Annotated in this window: 14 protein-coding genes and 1 pseudogene; 7 read left to right on the top strand and 8 right to left on the bottom strand. The window is 61.2% G+C overall.

The window, feature by feature from the left end; all coding sequences use genetic code 11:
* A pseudogene (locus ACTHNZ_RS05540) lies at nucleotides 1-138 on the top strand (ArgP/LysG family DNA-binding transcriptional regulator); the annotation flags it as partial.
* Nucleotides 139-220: 82 nt separating this feature from the next.
* On the opposite strand, the gene ACTHNZ_RS05535 reads toward ACTHNZ_RS05540, so the two are convergent.
* Nucleotides 221-1,279 (bottom strand): LacI family DNA-binding transcriptional regulator, encoded by a 1,059-nt coding sequence (locus ACTHNZ_RS05535; RefSeq protein ID WP_440541488.1) that lies wholly within the window; start codon nucleotides 1,277-1,279, stop codon nucleotides 221-223.
* Nucleotides 1,280-1,576: 297 nt separating this feature from the next.
* Between ACTHNZ_RS05535 and ACTHNZ_RS05530 the strand changes: the two genes are divergently transcribed.
* Genes ACTHNZ_RS05530 through ACTHNZ_RS05515 form a run of 4 tightly spaced genes read left to right on the top strand, consistent with a single transcriptional unit; the run spans nucleotide 1,577 to nucleotide 7,129 of the window.
* A complete protein-coding gene (locus ACTHNZ_RS05530) occupies nucleotides 1,577-2,869 on the top strand; it encodes an extracellular solute-binding protein (RefSeq protein WP_440541487.1) in 1,293 nt (430 codons plus the stop codon).
* A gap of 42 nt (nucleotides 2,870-2,911) precedes the next feature.
* Nucleotides 2,912-3,844, top strand: a complete 933-nt coding sequence (locus ACTHNZ_RS05525) for a carbohydrate ABC transporter permease (protein ID WP_440541486.1) — start codon at nucleotides 2,912-2,914, stop codon at nucleotides 3,842-3,844.
* Nucleotides 3,845-3,846: 2 nt separating this feature from the next.
* Nucleotides 3,847-4,692: a carbohydrate ABC transporter permease gene (locus ACTHNZ_RS05520; protein ID WP_440541485.1), complete on the top strand. Its 846-nt coding sequence runs from the start codon at nucleotides 3,847-3,849 to the stop codon at nucleotides 4,690-4,692.
* Nucleotides 4,693-4,711: 19 nt separating this feature from the next.
* Nucleotides 4,712-7,129 carry a glycoside hydrolase family 3 N-terminal domain-containing protein gene (locus tag ACTHNZ_RS05515; protein ID WP_440541484.1) on the top strand — a complete coding sequence of 806 codons (2,418 nt, stop codon included), beginning with the start codon at nucleotides 4,712-4,714 and terminating at the stop codon, nucleotides 7,127-7,129.
* A gap of 127 nt (nucleotides 7,130-7,256) precedes the next feature.
* Here ACTHNZ_RS05515 and ACTHNZ_RS05510 read toward each other — a convergent pair whose 3' ends face one another.
* The 4 genes from ACTHNZ_RS05510 to ACTHNZ_RS05495 form a co-directional block, all read right to left on the bottom strand.
* The gene (locus ACTHNZ_RS05510) at nucleotides 7,257-8,093 is read right to left on the bottom strand and encodes a DUF72 domain-containing protein (RefSeq protein WP_440541483.1); all 837 of its coding nucleotides are present in this window, start codon (nucleotides 8,091-8,093) and stop codon (nucleotides 7,257-7,259) included.
* 13 nt (nucleotides 8,094-8,106) lie between these two features.
* The gene (locus ACTHNZ_RS05505) at nucleotides 8,107-8,811 is read right to left on the bottom strand and encodes a retron system putative HNH endonuclease (protein ID WP_440541482.1); all 705 of its coding nucleotides are present in this window, start codon (nucleotides 8,809-8,811) and stop codon (nucleotides 8,107-8,109) included.
* Nucleotides 8,808-10,112 (bottom strand): AAA family ATPase, encoded by a 1,305-nt coding sequence (locus ACTHNZ_RS05500; protein ID WP_440541481.1) that lies wholly within the window; start codon nucleotides 10,110-10,112, stop codon nucleotides 8,808-8,810. The genes ACTHNZ_RS05505 and ACTHNZ_RS05500 overlap by 4 nt, the downstream gene beginning before the upstream one ends.
* 259 nt (nucleotides 10,113-10,371) lie before the next feature.
* Nucleotides 10,372-11,883, bottom strand: a complete 1,512-nt coding sequence (locus ACTHNZ_RS05495; protein WP_440541480.1) for a peptide MFS transporter — start codon at nucleotides 11,881-11,883, stop codon at nucleotides 10,372-10,374.
* Nucleotides 11,884-12,269: 386 nt separating this feature from the next.
* Between ACTHNZ_RS05495 and ACTHNZ_RS05490 the strand changes: the two genes are divergently transcribed.
* Complete coding sequence (locus tag ACTHNZ_RS05490; RefSeq protein WP_440541479.1) at nucleotides 12,270-13,655, top strand: OprD family outer membrane porin; 1,386 nt, start codon at nucleotides 12,270-12,272, stop codon at nucleotides 13,653-13,655.
* A gap of 124 nt (nucleotides 13,656-13,779) precedes the next feature.
* Here ACTHNZ_RS05490 and ACTHNZ_RS05485 read toward each other — a convergent pair whose 3' ends face one another.
* Together ACTHNZ_RS05485 and ACTHNZ_RS05480 are read right to left on the bottom strand one after the other, a co-directional pair.
* Nucleotides 13,780-14,025 carry a hypothetical protein gene (locus tag ACTHNZ_RS05485; RefSeq protein ID WP_206957965.1) on the bottom strand — a complete coding sequence of 82 codons (246 nt, stop codon included), beginning with the start codon at nucleotides 14,023-14,025 and terminating at the stop codon, nucleotides 13,780-13,782.
* 256 nt (nucleotides 14,026-14,281) lie between these two features.
* Nucleotides 14,282-14,851 (bottom strand): TetR/AcrR family transcriptional regulator, encoded by a 570-nt coding sequence (locus ACTHNZ_RS05480; protein WP_440541478.1) that lies wholly within the window; start codon nucleotides 14,849-14,851, stop codon nucleotides 14,282-14,284.
* Between the two features lie 405 nt (nucleotides 14,852-15,256).
* Between ACTHNZ_RS05480 and ACTHNZ_RS05475 the strand changes: the two genes are divergently transcribed.
* Nucleotides 15,257-15,919 (top strand): DnaJ domain-containing protein, encoded by a 663-nt coding sequence (locus tag ACTHNZ_RS05475; RefSeq protein ID WP_440541497.1) that lies wholly within the window; start codon nucleotides 15,257-15,259, stop codon nucleotides 15,917-15,919.
* Between the two features lie 37 nt (nucleotides 15,920-15,956).
* Here ACTHNZ_RS05475 and ACTHNZ_RS05470 read toward each other — a convergent pair whose 3' ends face one another.
* Nucleotides 15,957-16,796, bottom strand: a complete 840-nt coding sequence (locus ACTHNZ_RS05470) for an oxidoreductase (protein WP_440541496.1) — start codon at nucleotides 16,794-16,796, stop codon at nucleotides 15,957-15,959.
* Between the last annotated feature and the right edge of the window lie 18 nt (nucleotides 16,797-16,814).

The following is a 16,814-nucleotide window of genomic DNA, read 5'->3' as shown; positions in this document are numbered from 1 at the left end:
CGGGGCGAGCTCGTCCAGTTGGCGCCGGGCCGCCATCTCGACGTCGACTTGTACTGGCAGAGCTGGCGTTTGTCGATCGGCTGGCTCGATGAATTCAGTGCGGTATTGAAGCAGCGTGCGGCCGAGTTTCTGGACTGACGGCGCTCGAGGAGGGACCGTTAGGGCCGGCATGCCGTGACTATTTTGAACCCGTGACGATGATGCGGGTATCCCTCAGGCATCAGACGCTCGCTCGATGGCGCTTCGCCGCGGGGCGTGAGGCCCGATGACGCGGGGCAGCCGCCGTCGATTGCCTGACGATCAGTTCAGTCGGAAGCACGATGCGTGGCGCGATTGCATCGTCGCTTTCCATTTGAGAGAGCAGCGTGTTCACGGCGGCGCGCCCCATCTGCGCGAACGGCTGACGTATCGTCGTCAAGGGCGGGTGCACCTGTGACGCCATGGGGATATCGTCGAAACCCAGGACGGAAAGATCGCTGGGGACTCTGAGGCCCTGTTCGCGCGCCGCGGCAATTACCCCGAACGCACTTAGATCGTTGACGGCGAAGATCGCCGTTGGGGGCTCCGGCAGCGCAAGCAGTGCGCTAGCAGCGTCGAACGCCCTCATCTGCGAGAGATCGCCCTGTGCGACGAGGCTCGGGTCGCTCGGCAGCCCGAGGCGAGCAAGCGCGTCGACATAGCCGCGCCGCCTATCGCGCACCCCCTCGATCGATTCGTCTCCGGCCACGAAGCCGATGCGAGTATGTCCGAGCTGTGCCAGGTGCTCGACGGCGCGCACGGCGCCGCCGTAACTATCGACCGAAATCGAGGGAAATTCGTCGAGGCTGCCGCGCTGATCGATCGCCACGACGGGAACGTTGGCGGCGGCGAGCGCGTGGAAGTAGGCGGATTCGCGCGGCAAGATGGCGACGACGCCATCGGTGAACTGCTTGATCAAGCCCAAGACGGACCGGTGCGAATGACGGTCTTCGTCGAAGAGCGTATAGACGAGCGTTTCGTATCCCTGAGCACGCGCGGCCCGACCGACGCCGACGACGAGCTCGCCCACATAGTGATTGTCGAGCACGGGCGTCATGATGCCGATGATGCCGTTGCGGCCGCCCGACAGCTTTTGCGCGCTGCGGTTGACGACGTAGCCAATGTCGGCGGCGATCTTCAACACCGCCTCGCGCGTTTCCTGCGAGACGCCGGGCCGGTCATTGAGCGCGCGAGAGGCCGTCATCTGCGAGACGCCGGCTATTTTCGCCACCTGCGCAAGGGTGGGTGTCTGTTTGCTCATTTCGTTCATTGCGTGCTGCGGATCGGTCTATCTACGCTGCGTGCGTCGGTAGGCATATGAGCCTAAGCCCATCATGCTCGATCGACGATAGCGGTAACGTCATCTTATCAGGACTCCGCCGCCGGGCGAAAAAGATGAATCGAGGCCGTAAATAGAGCGTTCTTGCCGCCGGGCGGCAGAATGTAGGCGGTGCGATGCATGGCGACGGGTAAACACTGATGGCGACCCTCTTCGAGCGAAAATAACATCGGATAACGTTAGCGGTAACGTATCACGTCAACAACAACGGAGAGACGGATGCTGGCTGGCAAATCAACCAAACTCGCGCGTGCCGCGACATGCGCCGCAACGTTGTGCGCGCTGTCGATCGGCATGGGTTACGCGCAGTCGGACAAGGTGATCGTCGAATGGGATCACCAAACCGCCGGAAACGAGCCGAGCAACCTGCAGGCCGCGGTTGCCCGGTTCGAGCAAGCGAATCCGGGCTATAAGGTCGAGTCGTCGCACGTGCTCAACGATGCCTATAAGGCCAAGCTGAAGATCGCGTTCGGCGCGGGCCAGCCGCCGTGCGTATTCGATACCTGGGGCGGCGGCGGGCTGCGAGAGTACGTGAAGTCGGGCCAAGTAGCCGACCTCACGCCGTTCATCAAGCAGAACGAAGCATTTGCCGATCGCTTCCTTCCGACATCGTGGTCGGCGGTGACCACGGACCAAAGGATCTATGGCATTCCGGAAGAAAACGTCGCCGTCGCGGTCGTTTTCTACAACAAGGACATCTTCCAGAAATATCACCTGAGCCCGCCAGCCACTTGGCCCGAGTTGATGAACGTGGTCAAGGCGCTGAACGCGCATGGGGTTGCGCCGTTTGCGCTGGCGAACAAGAACAAGTGGACGGGATCGATGTACTACATGTATCTCGTCGATCGCCTGGGCGGGCCGAGCGTATTTCAGCGCGCAGCTGCCGGAGCCGCTGGTGGCAGCTTCGCAGACCCGGCATTCGTCGAAGCCGGCAAATACATTCAGGATTTGGTGAAGGCGGGCGCGTTTGCGCCGGGCTACAACGGGCTCGATTACGACTTGGGCGGGTCGCGACGGTTGTTGTATTCGGGAAGAGCCGCGATGGAGCTGATGGGCACGTGGGAAGCTTCGACGATTCGGAAGGAGAACCCGTCGTTTTATCAAAAGCTCGATTTCTTCCCGTTCCCAAGCGTCCCTGGCGGAAAGGGCGATCCGCATGACATCGTCGGGACGGTCGGCGACAGCTTTCTGAGCATCTCGACGCAATGCCAAGATCGGGCAGCGGCATTTCGGTTGATTCAAACCTTCACCGATGACACGGCCATGAAAGATCGCGTGGCCGACGATCGCATTCCGCCGATCAAGAACGTCGTCGTTTCCGATCCCATGATGAAACGCGTGCAGACGCTGATCGCGCAGGCGCCGAGCGTGCAGCTCTGGTACGACCAGGAGCTGCCGCCGCGCCTCGGCGAACGGCACAAGGATCTCGCGCAGGCGCTGTTCGGACTTTCGATCACGCCCGAAGCCGCAGCCGAACAGATGCAAGCTGCCGCAAAAGGCGCGACGAATTGATCAGCGTCCGCCGACAGCATGGATTGGGAGCCGGAGGTGACCATGAGTACGGCGACGGTTGAATCGGACCTATCGAAAGCATCGAATCGGCAACGCAGAACGGGCTCGCGGGGGCTGAGCGCAGTGATCTTGCTCGCGCCGTCGATGCTGTTGCTCGCCGTGTTCTTGCTCTACCCGCTCTTTGGCAGTTTTCGTCTGTCGTTGCTCGATTGGAACGGGTTGGGAAACGGTGTGCGCTACGTGGGCCTCGCCAACTGGATGCACCTATCGCATGACGCGGTGTTCTGGAAAGCGTTGCGCAACAACCTCGTGCTGGCGGTGTTCTCGGTCCTGATTCAGTTGCCGATCGCGCTCGTGCTGGCCCTGCTGTTGGACAAGGCGGGGAAGGGATCTAGGGTATTGAAGCTGCTTTATTTCCTGCCCCTCTTGATGTCCAGCGTCGCGATCGGGGTGTTGTTCAAGAACGTCTACGATCCGAATTTCGGCCCCTTGGACGCGGGGCTGCGTGCGATAGGGCTGGACGCGCTTGCTCAGGATTGGCTCGGCGATCCGCGCTTCTCGTTGGCCTCCACCATCGCCGTCATCTGTTGGCAGAACATTCCGTTCTACATGATTCTGTTTCTTGCCGGTCTTTCGTCGTTTCCCGCCGAGTTGAGCGAGGCGGCCCGGCTGGACGGCGCGTCCGAATCCACGATCTTTTGGCGCCTCAAACTCCCGCATCTGCAGGGCACGATTCGGACGGCGATGTTGTTGGCGGTTTTGGGCTCGCTCAGATACTTCGATCTCGTGTTCGTGATGACGGGCGGCGGCCCCGAGCATGCGTCCGAAGTCATGGCGACCTACATGTACAACAAGGTATTCAGTTCGTTCGAGCTCGGTTACGGAAGCACGATCGCATCCGCGATGTTCCTGATCGTTGCGCTCGTTGCGGCCGCCGCCATGCGTGCGACTCAACGTTATTCGCAAAAGGCTTGACCATGTCCACATTCAGAATGCGAGTAAGCGAGCCGGGCAAGCGCGGCGTATCGTACTTGCTTGCGCTCGTGTGGCTCGCCGTCACCACGCTTCCGTTCCTCTTCGTGATCGTCACGAGCTTGAAATCGCAAGAGGAGTCCTTTTCTAGCTCGGTATGGGCTTTACCGCAGCGCGCCGATTTTTCGCAATACGAATCGGTGCTGCGCGGTTCATTCGGTATCTATCTGCGGAACAGCTGCTTCGTTGTCGGCTTATCGGTGTTGTTGATCGTTCTACTGAGCGCGATGGCAGCCTACGCCTTCGCGCGGCTGGATTTTCCGTTCAGGAAAACGTTGTTCGGGCTCGTGGTCGCCGCGATGATCGTGCCGATTCATGCGACGTTGGTGCCGATCTATCTGCTCATTCGAAACATCGGCCTATATGACACCGCGTTCGCTTTGATCGGTCCGTATGTCGCGTTCAGTTTGCCGATATCGATATTCATCTTGACCGAGTTCATGAGGCAGATTCCGCGCGAGTTGGAGGAGGCTGCCTGTCTCGACGGATGTGGGCCGCTCACGATCTTTTGGCGGATTTACTTCCCGCTCTCCACGCCAGGTCTTGCCACGGTGGCCATCTACAACGCCGTTGCGCTTTGGAATGAGTTCATTTTTGCGTACGTACTGACGTCGACACCGGCACATCGAACGCTTCCGCTCGCGATATGGGACTTCCAGGGCCAGTATTCGTCGAACGTTCCGGCGATGCTTGCCGTCGTCACACTGACGTCGCTTCCTTTGATCGTCGTCTATGCGTTCGGGCAAGAGCGCGTCATCAAGGGAATGATGGCGGGGTCGCTAAAGGGTTGATATCTACTCGAGAGTTTTCATGCCAATCGATATTGCTGAACAAGCGACGATGTACCGCAATGCCGCGGCCCCTATTGCCGAGCGCGTCGCCGACTTGCTGGGACGAATGACGCTGGAAGAAAAGATCGCGCAGCTGCATGCGGGCTGGTTGAGGCTGTCGGCGGACGGCAACCACGCGTGGCGAATCTCCGATTTCGCTCAGCGCGATACGGCGATTACCGTCGATCAATTGCTCGAGCACGGGCTCGGGCAGGTCACGCGGCCGCTCGGCACTCACACGGTGGAGGCGCATGAGGGCGTTCGAGCGCTCAATGCGTTGCAGCGCAGGATGATCGAGGAGACGCGCCTCGGCATTCCAGTGATGTCGCATGAGGAGTGTCTCGTCGGGCTCATGACCGAAGGAGCGACCCTGTTTCCCGCACCGCTCAACTATGCGGCCACCTGGGACGCCGATCTGATCGAGGAGGTGGGGCGCGCAATCGGCGAGCAGGCGCGATCGATCGGTTGTCACCAGGGCCTCGCGCCCGTGCTCGATGTCTCTCGTGACCCTCGTTGGGGGCGTACGGAGGAAACGTTCGGCGAAGACCCGTATTTGGTCGGCGTGATGGCCACCCGTTATGTCACGGGGCTTCAGGGCGAGCGCCGAGACCTGCTCGCGACGCTGAAGCACTTCGCGGGGCACTCGGCTAGCGAGGGTGGCCGAAACCATGCGCCGGTTCATATCGGGCCGAGAGAATTCAACGACATTTTTCTTCTGCCCTTCGAAATGGCGGTGAAATTGGCCGATGCGGGCTCGGTCATGCCGGCCTACCACGATATAGACGGCATTCCGTGCCACGCGGACCCGGTGTTGATCGAGGGCACGCTGCGCCGCAAATGGGGATTCGACGGGCTGGTGGTGGCCGACTATGCGGGCGTCAATTTGCTGTATTCGCATCATGGCGTGGCTCATGACGCAGCGAAAGCCGCGGCGTTGGCGTTCAACGCGGGCCTCGACATCGAACTGCCGGGCCATGAATGCGCGCTGCATTTGAAAACGGCGATCGAGCGGGGCGATATCGACATGTCCGTCATCGATGCGGCTGTGTCTCGCGTCCTGACGGCAAAGTTTCGGCTCGGGCTGTTCGAGCATCCCTACGCGGATCCCGATCGCGTCGACGTAAAGAGCGAGCGGGCTGCGTCCGTGGCGCACCGAGCCGCCTTGGAGTCGATCATCCTGTTGAAAAACGATGAGGTGCTTCCTCTTCACTCCGACACTGGATCGCGCATTGCCGTGATTGGTCCGACGGCCGATGATCCTCTGGCGTTGTTGGCCGGATATAGCTTTCCCGTGCATTTGATCACCGCGGGCGAGGAGGCGCGTTCGCAGGTCAAGACGCCGTGGCAAGCATTCAAGGAGCGGTTTGGTCGCGATCGCGTCGTTTATGCCAAGGGGTGCGACATCATTCGCGAGCGCCGCGCGGGCACGCCCGTCTATCCGGGCGACGTGGACATGGCGCGTGCGGTCGAAGAAGAACGCCGCCCGCCGGTTAGCCGTGACGTTGGTCAGATCGACGAGGCCGTGCGCACGGCTCGATCCGCGGATGTGGCGTTCGTCTTCGTGGGCGATCTGTCCGGCCTGTTTCAATCCGGCACGGTGGGCGAGGGTTCGGACACCGATAGCCTCGATTTGCCGGGCGTGCAGCAGGCGCTATTGAACGCTGTCGTGGCGAGCGGCACACGGACCGTCGTGGTTCAGACGGGTGGGCGTCCATACAATCTCGGCGGTCTGGAGGATTCGGTCGCCGCGCATATTCTCGCTTTCGCACCGGGTGAGGGCGGTGCCGACGCGCTCGTTCAGCTGATTTCCGGCGCTGCCAACTTCAGCGGCCGGCTGCCGTTGTCGATTCCGAAGAGCGTGGGTGCGGTGCCCTATGTCTATAACCACAAGCTCAAGAGCGCGGGCACACCGGTCGCCTATCACTTCGGCTCTCGTTACCCGTTCGGTTTCGGGCTCAGCTACGCGCGATTCCAATACGGGGCGCTCGAGTGGATCAATAGCGAGGCAGACATCGGGGACGGGCAATTCGAATTCACGTTCGAAGTCCAAAACGTCGGAACCTGCGATGGGACTGAAGTGGTTCAGATCTACGTGGCGGACAGCGTGGCGTCGGTCGTTCGTCCTGTACGAGAACTGAAGGCATTCCAGCGCGTGTTCGTGCCGGCGGGCGCTCGCCGTGCCGTCCGAGTGCGATTGCCCGTCGACATGCTCAATTTCACGGACGAGCGCGGCGAGCGCATCGTGGAGCCCGGTGAATTTCAGATCATGATCGGCAGTTCGAGTCGGGACGTTCATTTGCGCGGCTCAGTCGTCGTATCGGGTGACGTCGCCCGCACGCTCGAGCGTCATTGGCGCATGCTCTCCGAGGTCTCGGTGGGTGAGGTTGTCGCGAGTTGAGGGGGAAGGCAGCAGCACGGACTAGCTGCTGCGATCGCCAAGCCTTCGATTGCCGCGTGCGAACTGGATTGCGATTGTGACGCGGATGAAGATCGCGAGCGCCGTGCGAATAACGCGCCCACTGAACTCAATCGGTTCCGATGCGCTCGATCAGCGCCATGGCTGCTGCGGGATTGCTGGCTTTATAGCCGCTGATCACATAGAGATAGACATCGCGCTGGCGATGCTCGGGTGCTGTTTCGTCCACCGTGCTCAAATCTCGAGGCTGCGAGCCGGTCGACCATTGTTTCGCGCGCTCGGCCCAGGCGTTCAACGCTTGGTCGGAATACCCGTGTGGCTCCGTTTCGACCGTGCCCATGATGCGCGCATAGACGAACGGTGCCGTGACGTCGGCGATTTGCGGGTAATCGCTATCTCCCGCTATGACGACAGCCACCTTGTGCTCGCGTGCGATGGATATGAATTCCGGATGCCTGAAGCTTTGATGCCGAACTTCGACGGCATGACGGATGTCGCGTCCGTCGATGCGCTTCGGCAGCAACCGCAAAAACGCATCGAAATCCTCGGCATCGAACTGCTTGGTTGGCGCGAACTGCCAGTTGATCGGGCCGAGCTTGTTTTTAAGCGCGAGCACGCCGCTCGCAAAGAAGCGCTCGATCGAATCGCCGGCTTCGGCCAGCACGCGGCGATGCGTGGCGAAGCGCGGCGCCTTCAACGAAAACACAAAATCGTCGGGCGTCTCGTCATGCCATTTCTCGAAGCTCGTGGCCCGTTGCGTCCCGTAGAACGTCCCATTGATTTCGATCGACGAGAGCTTGCGGCTCGCGTATTCGAGCTCGCGCTTTTGCGTTAGATCGCTGGGATAGAAGCGGCCGCGCCACGGCTCGTAGGTCCAGCCGCCGATGCCGATGCGGATTCGCGCCGAGGCGGTGTCCTTGGTGCGGGTGCGAGACGTGGCGGTCATGGTCGCTCCATTCTTAGTCGGATTCGATTAGTCCTGCGTGCTGCGTCACATCGTCGTCAGGGCTATTCGCCGTCCGGGCCATGTTCTGTTCAGCGTAGCGGGCTATGACATGCCCAAACCCGGGGAGCTTCCCCGTCGCGTCGCGGCGCCGGAAGCTGTCGCAAAGTTGCTCCAGCTCCTGCTGAGTCGCCGTTGCGAGAAAGCTTGGGTCAAGCGTCTGACTCAATACTTCCTCTCGGAGGTGTCGGAGTGTCGGTGCTTCCAATGCGAGTAGGCCGATCATATATTTCGCTCGCTCGTCTTCCGAGTCCGCAGGGACGATTTCACCTCGCAGTGTGTACATGAACCGCCGTTCGCAGTCAGGGTCGGCTGGAGCGATATGTTGCTCTTCATCGAAGCCGTTTTCCTTCGCGTGTCCGCAGTGGCGCGGCATGCTGCGCCGCAGCCCCCGCATGCATGACGCATGGAGGTTTGCGTATTCCAACTGCAGTCCTGCGTACTGTTCCTGCGGTCTGAAATGTTCGATGTGACTATCTTCGAGGCTGATAGAGCGGCCGCAGTAGCAACACACCGAACCTTGTTCCGCGAGCAAGGCGCTATGAAGGTTACGCTTTTCGGGATCCCGAAGATCGTTGTACGTCGGCGTCCAATCTTCATTGGCTTGCGCTTTCCAGGCATCGAAATCCGTAGGCGGCGCGTCTTTTCTTACATGTTTCATCGGCCGATGACCTCCTTGCGCTTCAGCAACGCTTCGGCTCCCGCTAGCTCTGGCAGCCCCGGTGCTGTCTGCTTGAGCGAGTCGAGCAGATCGCGGGCGGCGGCAAGTTCGTTGCGTTCCAGCAGTTCGAACAATGTCGACAGTTCCTGTTCGATCTTGATCGGCCGCTTGCTGGCTTCCATGATCTGCTCCAGCACGCGGCTTGCATCGAGGCCATAGCTAACCTCTGGGTGGGCGATGCCATTCTGGGTCAAAAGAATGATCTGCTCCGGCTTAAGTTCGCCAAGAACCTGCGGAGAATGGCTGGCTGCTATGAACTGAACTTCCGGAAAGGCCGCTTGCAAGCCAGCGGTCATGAGCCGCTGCCATTTTGGGTGTAGATGAATATCCAACTCGTCGATGAGCACGACCCCGGGCGTTTTCTTGGTGACCTCTTCACCGAGGTGCGGATTCAACAGGCATATGCGACGCGCGATGTCGACGACCAGCGCGATTGCTACGCGCTGACCATCGCTCAGATTCCTGAATTCAGTGGGGGGCGTTTCACCGCGCCATTCGATGAGCAAACTTTTCAATGTGAAGTCGTAACGGATACCCAAGGCGCCGTCGACAGCCGTTGCGAGTGCGACGTTGACCATCGCAAGTTCGTCATCGCGAACATCGTTCCACCTGACGCCTCTATCAGCTGACAACTGCAGGCGCTCTTGGCTTTTGCCGATGGCCCATTGTTGGAGCGCAACATGATCGGACGCCGCTTCCCACCAGAGGCGGTAGCCATCCATGCGAGATGCACGGTCGGTAGCCGCTCTCATCTCATCGGGCTTGGCGGGAGGCCAGCTCCGATAAGCTGCATAGAAGGCGATGACGGGCAACGTCAGATCTTCGTGCGCCCCGATAGGCGCTTTGATCGATTGCATCGACTGCCAAACCCGGCCGGGACGCTCTCCTTCTGACTTTACTAAGCCCGTCTGATCGATCTTGGTCACCGTCCAACCGATGGCTTTTCCGAAGGCCTTTCCTTCTGCCCGTACATTGACTGGATATTTCTCCTCGAACCGATACCGGCCTGCGGTGACGTCCGATTGAACTCTGGCCGAAGTCGCTTCAGCGAAAGGAGCAAGAGTGGCTCCCGGGGGGTGAAGGTCGCCCACGTAGCCGGTCAGGGCTTCGCGAATGCCCTTCAAAATCGATGTCTTACCGCTACCGTTGATACCCGCGATGACATTGAAGCCCGGTTGAAACGTTACCGCTAGGTCGCGGAAGCAGCGATAGTTTTCCAGAACGATTGAATTCAGTCTCATAAAGCCATCTCTCTATGGGCGGTACCCCATGTGTACGTTCCTGGTGGCGATGGTCGCCGCGTCTGCGGTCGGGGCGCGTCGCGACAGCTTGACCCGCGCGCGCGAGCGGAGATCGTGGAAGGTCGGAACGACTCAGTGTACAGCAGGCGCGGCTCCGGGTACTTGAAACGGCAAGCCCCTGCGACCCTGGCATCAGGGGCTTATGAAAGAGGGGCTCATCGATGTAGCGACGACGGTCTTGTCTGCTCGTCGTCCCCTATCATTCCGCAGCCACACTCTGCACGCCCAACCCGGCAACCGCTTCGCTCGACGCAAGCCGATGCTGCTCCGACAGCTTGCGCATGAGCGGCAAGAGCAGCAGTGACATCACCACACCCGCCGCCGCGAGCCACCCGAGTTCGGCGAACAGCTCCGTATAGAGGGGCAGCGATTGCGCGGCAGGCAAATCGTTCGACGGCACTTGCGCGAAATTCGCGACTACGCTGCCAAGATATTGAGAGATGCCCGTGGCGAGAAAGTAAGCGCCCATCATGAAGCCGCTCATCCGAGCCGGGGTGTATCGCGCGATCATTGCCAGGCCGAGGCCGCTGACGAGCAATTCGCCCAGCGAGTTCAATCCGTATCCCCACACCATGAACCAGGACGAAACGCGGCCGTCCACGGCGTAGCGGCCGCTCATTGCATAGATGACGAATCCGATCGCGACCGCGACGTATCCGATCGCGAATTTCGCGGCAATGCTGATGTCGCCGCGGCCTTTCGCGAGCCGCGTATAGGTCGATGCAAGCACGGGACTCAGCAGCATGATCCAAATCGGATTCAGCGCTTGGAACTGCGCAGCGCTCCACGAGAACAAGCGTGTGCCGAACAGGGTGAACGCGGGATCGACGTTGCGCAGCGCGAACAACGTCAGCGACGTCATCTGCTGCTGATAGAAGATGAAGAACAGAATCGACTGCAACACTAGGATCAAAGCCGCGATGAGGCCGGCCCGCTCCGAGCGATTGCATGTGGCGATCATGTAGCCGAACAGCGCAAGGATCACCACGCCGCCGATGTCGACGCAGGTCACGGCAAGCGCTTTATGACCCAGCACGTAGGTCGTCGCCGCACCGACCGCGACGGCGCCCGCGGCAACGGCGCCGAAGCGGCGCCAGACGATCGGCTTGGCGTCGGGTGCCGAGCCGACGTTCGACAGTGAACGGTAGCGCAGCAGGAAATTCAACACGCCCAGCACCATGCCCGCGCAGCAGACGGCGAATGCCGCGCGCCATCCCCAACGATCTTTGATCCAGGGCGTGGCCAGGATCGAGATCGTCGAGCCGATGTTGACGGCCATGTAATAGATCGTGAAAGCGCTGTCGATGCGCGCATCGTCGCCTTCGTAGATCCGGCGCACGAGATTGGCCGAGTTGGCTTTGAAGAGCCCATTGCCGACGACGATGACGCCGAGCGAAGCGTAGAGGAACGACAGATCTTCATTCGGCATCGCAAGCATGCCGTAACCGAACGAGAGCACGACGGCGCCGATCAGCATCGTGCGGCGTGAGCCGAGGATCTTGTCGCCGATCCATCCGCCGATCGACGGTGCGGCATAAACGAGTGCCGTGAACGCGCCCCACGTGAGGTTCGCGCGTGCATCGCCGAAGCCGAGCCGCTCGACCATGTAGAGCACGAGCAGCGCACCCATGCCGTAATACCCGAAACGCTCCCACATCTCGACCAAAAAGACCGTCGTGAACGATCTCGTTTGCGAAGCCGACGAATTCATCAAGTTCTCCCTCATAGGTCGAATGACGTCCGCATGTCGTGCGTGCGGATTCCGAATGCCGTGGATGGATTGCGCGCGGTAACGCGCGATGTTCCTAGCGTCGGCATCGAGCGTTACACGGGGTAGGCATCAGTGAGTGACCCCACACCGTTGCTAGCTGCGCTCGACGGCGCGCCCGTGCTCTGATGCGCGTTGCAATCGGCCGTTGCATCGTTTCGGCCACTTCCTTCGAACCGTTACTCGCCGTTATGAAATCAACGCCGCTCTTCGCGAGGGCGTCGTCGCGCATCGATGCGACGGGCGCTATCGTACTCGTACTCGACCGCCCGTGGTCGAGGCCCCACTCCCTTGATAGGGTCCCCAACGCGACGTCGCGCGTATTCGCAGTGGCGTGCGGCGTGCAGGCGCTTGCAGGCGTTGCCACCGCTTGGGCAGACGAGCCCCCACCACCGATGGCCCAGCAGGCCACGACACCGAGCGCCATCGTTGGCGCCGAAGCCGCGTTGACGCAAGCGCGTGCCGCGCCACGTTCGAGTCAAGCGGCGAGTGCTGGCTTCGTGGCCGACAGCCGGCTCGATCTGGAATGGCGCAACTACACCGACTATTTTCACGCGGCCGGGGTGAGCCGGCATGCGTGGGCCGAAAGCCTTCAGGCCAAATTCGATTCGGCCTTTACGCGCGGACCGATCGGTTTCGGCCTCGACGCCTCCGCCTTCGGCGAGCTCAAGCTCGATGGCGGACGCGGCGCACACAACATGGTGTATGTCGGACGGCACGGTGACGGCGAGCGCCGGCGGGCTTGGGCTTATCTTGGCGGTTATGGCGTCAAGGCACGTATTTCGGAGTCCGTACTGAAGTACGGTTTGCAAGACGTGTCGAACCCATTCTTGGATCCTCACGACAATCGTGCGCTGCCTCCGACGTTTCTCGGCGCTTCGCTGCTGAGCCGAGAAGTGAACGGTCTATCGATGCAAGCAGGCAGTTTCACGAAGGTGGACCCGCGCGGGCAGACGAATTTGGTCAGCCTGAGAACGTCGTACGGAGGCGTTCGATTCGAACGAGTGTCGTATGTCGGTGCAACGTGGGACTATTCGGCGAACGGCTCTGCATCGCTCTATGCCGATCAGGCCGACGACGTATGGCGCCAATACTATGCATCGCTGCAGCATGGCGTCGGCACCATTCAGTCGATTCGGCTGACGGGGTTTGCGAACCTCTACTCGACGCACGATACCGGTGCGTCGCTGCAAGGACCGATCGACAACAACGCCTTCAGCGTTTCATTGTCGGCACAGCACGGTGCGCATGGCGTATTGCTCGGCTATCAAAAGATTCTGGGCGATCAGTTTTTCGATTACATCGACGAGACGGCTGGCGTTTATCTCGTCAATTCGATGGACGTCGACTACAACGCGCCGCACGAGCAATCATTGCAGCTGCGTTATACGTTCGACGGCAAGCACGCCGGGATGCCGGGGTTTTCGGCCATGCTATGGGCCCAGCAAGGATGGGGTGCCGATGCATCGGCAGCGGCGCAGCGTTTCGGGCCCAATGCGCCGCCGTTCGGCTCGCTCTATGTCAGAAACGGGCAGCCCGTGCACGGGCGCCATCACGAATTCGGCTTCATTCCCACCTACGTCGTACAAAGCGGAACGTTGCGGAATGCGAAAGTCACCTTGATCGCGCAATGGCACGTCGGGTCCAGCTATTACTCCGACGGTGCGAACCAGGCATACCGTCTTCTCGTGACGATGCCCATGCAGATCTTTTGAGGCGTGGGACGATGGCCGACGCGCTCGTGGCGGCAGTCACGGCCGCCGCGAGCACTCGGGAATGGCTGATCCGACAAAGAGTCGAAGATGAGCAAAGACGGAAGCGAACGTTTTTCCGGTAATTTCAACGAACGTGCTGTTCGCCCGGTAATTCTGCCCCATGGGCGCGGATCGCCGCGATCAATTCCGCCGGCGTGATCTCATAGCGTACTTCGCGATGGATGCCGGGCTTGCGCTCGTCGATTTCGATCAGATGAATGCTTTTGCCGTCGTCTGTCGCTTCTAGCCGCAGTGTGCGGACGACGTGTCCGCCGGTGTCGTGGATTTCGGTGAGCAGGGTCATTGCCCCGGAAGAGCCGGTGGTGCGCATCGAACGTTTCCTCGAGTCGTGGTGAAGCGATTGTACGGGCTTACGACGGCTTCCGTCTGTCGCCGCGCGCGCATGGCGCCGCCTGCGACAGGCAGGCGCAGCATGCCTCGCGCCCATTTCATGCCAATGAGTGTATCGCGAAGTTCGAGCGCGTCAGCACCTTTTATCAGTGCGCGAACACAAAGCGCCACAGCAAGCCCGCCCGGGCTTGACGCTCCCGAATTTTCTCACCATCGGCGCCACGCGCCGGAATCGGTCAGGCGACGTGCATGCGTTCGTTCTCTAAGAGAGCGTGGGCGATTTCCCATGCATCGCGCGCCGCATCGACGCGGCCGCCCAGTTGCCGCGCGAGCGTGGCACCATCGAGCAGCATCGCGCAGCGGCGTGCGAGCCGAGTGGCCGTTTCGCCGTCGAAGCGTTCGCCTAGGATGCGCTCGAGCGAATGAACGAAGGCGCGGCGCTGAGCTTCCGACGCGGCCAGAATTTCGTTCTGCTCGGCATGAAATTCCGCCGCCGCATGGATCAGCATGCTGCCGTTGAATGCGTCGGAGCGAAACCACGTGTCGTGCCACTGGAAGATGGCATGAAGTTTGTCGAGCGCATCCGTATGCGCGGCCACGGCGGCCGCGATGCCTGCCGCCAATGCCGCGCCTTGCTCGTTCAGCACCTCGACGACGAGACGGCTCTTGGATGGGAAGTGTTTGTACATCGTCATCTTGGCGACGCGCGATTCGGCGATGATTCTGTCGATGCCTACTGCGTGGAAACCGAATCGCGAAAATAGGCGTGTTGCGGTTTCGATCAGCGCTTTCTTTTTTTCGCTCATTTTAGAGGCCCGCTTCTATAGTCAAAGTTATGTGTTTTCGCATCGAAACCCGCGGCCTGCGAGGCTTCTTCCTCGAAAATGGCTTTTGGAAGAAACGTTTCGCGGTGTGTGACGGGATTCGGCTTTGCCGCGCAGTCTCTCAATACGCGACAATCTCTCGAAGCCTCGTCATTCAAATCGAACCGCGCGCTGAAATCAAGCCCTCTGCGTTGATAATCGGCTGCACGCGCGTTTTATTCGCACGCTCGCCCGATGCGCGCTCGCGTCGGGGCGGCCTGTAAGCATGATCCTGACATTTTGCTTTCGGTGATATGCGCTGCGCGGCGTTGTTCGCGTCGGCCCCATGTCGCCGGGAGGGCTCGGTGATAGCATCGGTGGCCCGGCAACCGCATTCTTCGAGGAAAGATCGTGACGCTGTACGACACGCTTGGCGTGCGCGAAGACGCCTCCGTCGATGAAATCAAGCGCGCCTACCGAAGGGCGGCGATGCGCGCGCATCCGGATCGCAACCAGGGCCGAGAGGCCGCGGCGCACGATGCGTTTCAGGAGGTCAAGCAGGCCTACGCGATCTTGTCCGATCCGGAGCAGCGGCGCGTTTATGACGCCGTGTTCGCGCAGGAAATGAGCAAACTGCGCGAGCAAGAGGAAAGAGAGGCTCGGCACGCACGCGAGCGAGCCGAGCGCGAAGCGAACGCCGAGCGCGAACGTTACGCGCAATACGTCGCGCAGGCGATGCGTTTTGCGGAGCGCGGCCATAATCGCGACGTCGTGTTCGGCGTGCTGCTCGGCCGCGGGTGCGACGACGCGCTGGCTGCGCGCATTGCCGACGGTGTCGCGGCGCTCTCCGCGGCGCGCGCGCAAGGGTCGCCGACGAGCGAGGGCATCGATTCGACCGGCGCGGGCGAGGGCGAACGAGTGGCCGCGCAGCGAGCACGGGACGACCGGAAGGCACGATCGTCCACCGCGTCGTCACCCGTGCATGAAGACGAGCGCACGCAGGAGGAGCAGGCTACTCATGCGGGCTTGTTCAGCACCATCTGGCACGGCGTGTTCGGCTTGCGTTCTTGACGCTGCGGGCATGACGGCATCACCGCCTCACTGCCCCTCAAGACGAGAAATTCGTCGACGTCGACAGCGATTCCCAGGCATCGATCTGCGCTCGCAACGCGTCCAGCTTGTCGCGCACGCGCTTGACCGCATCCGGCCCTAGCAGCAGGTGCACGGGCGGGTTATCCGACGCAACGATCTCGAGGATCGCACGTGCGGCTTTGGCCGGATCGCCGGATTGGTTGCCGTCCAGCTCCTGTCGGCGTTCCCGGATGGGATCGAACACGGCGTCGTAGTCTGCGATGGAGCGTGGCGCGCGCACCATCGAGCGGCCCGCCCAATCGGTGCGAAACGCGCCGGGCGCCACGGCCGTCACTTTGATGCCGAAACCCGCTACCTCCTGAGCCAGGCTCTCCGAGATCCCTTCGAGCGCGAATTTCGTGCCGTGATACGCACTCAACCCCGGCAGTGCGAGGTAGCCCCCCACCGACGTAATGTTGACGATGCTGCCGCGCTTGCGCCGGCGCATGTAGGGCAGCACGGCTTGAATCATGGCGACGGCGCCGAACACGTTGACGTCGAATTGCTTGCGCCAGTCGGCCAGCGCCGACTCCTCGAGCGTGCTCTCATACCCGTAGCCCGCATTATTGACGAGCGCGTCGATTGCGCCGACTTTGCCTTCGATGTCCGCGATGACGCCGGCAATGGCGTCGATGTGCGTGACGTCCAGCAGCTTGCCGATCGCGCGGCCCGGGCCGAGCAGCTCGAATTCGCCGAGCGCGGCTTGATCGCGCAACGTACCGACGACACGATGGCCGTCGGCCAGCGCCTGCTGCGCCAGCGCCCGGCCGAGCCCGCTGCTGACGCCGGTGATGAGGAACACCTTGCTTTGCGTGATGGACATCGATCCCTCCGG

Origin of the sequence: Trinickia sp. (assembly GCF_051953955.1) — a bacterium.
Taxonomy (GTDB): Bacteria; Pseudomonadota; Gammaproteobacteria; order Burkholderiales; family Burkholderiaceae; genus Trinickia.
Note: the sequence above shows the minus strand (reverse complement) of the source record. Positions and strands in the feature narration are given on the sequence as shown.

Bases quoted from the DNA above. Each gene is read 5' to 3' on its own strand.
- ACTHNZ_RS05535 (WP_440541488.1), bottom strand. From the start codon at position 1,279: ATGAGCAAACAGACACCCACCCTTGCGCAGGTGGCGAAAATAGCCGGC.
- ACTHNZ_RS05530 (WP_440541487.1), top strand. From the start codon at position 1,577: ATGCTGGCTGGCAAATCAACCAAACTCGCGCGTGCCGCGACATGCGCC.
- ACTHNZ_RS05525 (WP_440541486.1), top strand. From the start codon at position 2,912: ATGAGTACGGCGACGGTTGAATCGGACCTATCGAAAGCATCGAATCGG.
- ACTHNZ_RS05520 (WP_440541485.1), top strand. From the start codon at position 3,847: ATGTCCACATTCAGAATGCGAGTAAGCGAGCCGGGCAAGCGCGGCGTA.
- ACTHNZ_RS05515 (WP_440541484.1), top strand. From the start codon at position 4,712: ATGCCAATCGATATTGCTGAACAAGCGACGATGTACCGCAATGCCGCG.
- ACTHNZ_RS05510 (WP_440541483.1), bottom strand. From the start codon at position 8,093: ATGACCGCCACGTCTCGCACCCGCACCAAGGACACCGCCTCGGCGCGA.
- ACTHNZ_RS05505 (WP_440541482.1), bottom strand. From the start codon at position 8,811: ATGAAACATGTAAGAAAAGACGCGCCGCCTACGGATTTCGATGCCTGG.
- ACTHNZ_RS05500 (WP_440541481.1), bottom strand. From the start codon at position 10,112: ATGAGACTGAATTCAATCGTTCTGGAAAACTATCGCTGCTTCCGCGAC.
- ACTHNZ_RS05495 (WP_440541480.1), bottom strand. From the start codon at position 11,883: ATGAATTCGTCGGCTTCGCAAACGAGATCGTTCACGACGGTCTTTTTG.
- ACTHNZ_RS05485 (WP_206957965.1), bottom strand. From the start codon at position 14,025: ATGCGCACCACCGGCTCTTCCGGGGCAATGACCCTGCTCACCGAAATC.
- ACTHNZ_RS05480 (WP_440541478.1), bottom strand. From the start codon at position 14,851: ATGAGCGAAAAAAAGAAAGCGCTGATCGAAACCGCAACACGCCTATTT.